This is a genomic window from Microvirga pakistanensis (assembly GCF_004458765.1).
Lineage (GTDB): Bacteria > Pseudomonadota > Alphaproteobacteria > Rhizobiales > Beijerinckiaceae > Microvirga > Microvirga pakistanensis.
In genome coordinates this window covers 1-1,103 of sequence record NZ_SPJX01000556.1, presented here as the reverse complement: position 1 = coordinate 1,103, position 1,103 = coordinate 1, and the positions used below count along the sequence as shown (strand labels likewise).

1 protein-coding gene is annotated in these 1,103 nt (G+C 64.5%); it reads right to left on the bottom strand.

Annotated elements, in window-relative coordinates; translation table 11 throughout:
* Nucleotides 1-1,103, bottom strand: a 1,103-nt coding sequence (locus E4K09_RS23780) for a dihydroxy-acid dehydratase domain-containing protein (protein WP_193557347.1), incomplete at both ends; no start/stop codon positions are given.

Below are 1,103 nucleotides of genomic sequence, written 5' to 3'. Positions count from 1 at the left end.
GGAGAGAAGGATGTCGGCGGTGCGCTTGTTGAGATCGATGCGGATGCGATCGCCCGTCTGCAGCAACGCCAATCCGCCGCCAGCCGCAGCTTCAGGCGACGCATTGAGGATCGACGGCGTCCCCGACGTGCCGGACTGGCGTCCATCGCCGATGCACGGCAGGGACAGCACGCCGCGTCGGATCAGCGCGCCGGGCGGCTGCATGTTCACCACCTCCGCGGCTCCCGGATAGCCGATCGGTCCCGCGCCGCGCATGATGAGAATGGTGTGCTCGTCGATGTTGAGCGACGGATCGTCGAGGCGGTGGTGGTAATCCTCCGGCCCGTCGAACACCACCACCCGTCCCTCGAAGGCGTTGGGATCCTCCGGGTTATTGAGATAGCGCTCCTGGAACTCCTGGCTGATCACGCTGGTCTTCATGATCGCGGAATCGAAGAGCGTTCCCTTCAGATTCAGAAAGCCGGCCTTTTCCTTGAGCGGATTGTCGTAGGACCGGATCACGTCACGGTCCCAGGTGAACTTGCCCTTGCAGTTCTCTCCGATGGTCGTGCCCGTGCAGGTGAGCGCATCCACGTGGATCTTGCCGGCACCGATGAGCTCCGCCATGACGGCCGGCAGACCGCCCGCGCGGAAGTATTCCTCGCCGAGGTACTCGCCGGCGGGCTGCACATTCACCAGGAGCGGAACCTCGAAGCCGATGCGCTCCCAATCATTGTTGTCGAGCGGCACGCCGATATGCTTCGCGATGGCGTTGATATGGATCGGCGCGTTGGTGGAACCGCCGATGGCCGCATTGGCGACGATCACGTTCTCGAATGCCTCGCGCGTCATGATGTCGGAGGGCTTCAGATCCTCCCACACCATGTCGACGATGCGCTTGCCCGTCTCGTAGGCCATCTGCCCCCGCTCGCGATAGGGCGCGGGGATCGCGGCCGAACCGGGCAGCGACATGCCGAGCGCCTCGGCCAGGGCGTTCATGGTCGACGCCGTTCCCATGGTGTTGCAGTGACCCACGGACGGAGCGGAGGAGCCGACGATATCGATGAACTGCTGGTAGTCGATGTCGCCCGCCGCATGACGCTCGCGCGCCTTCCACACGATCG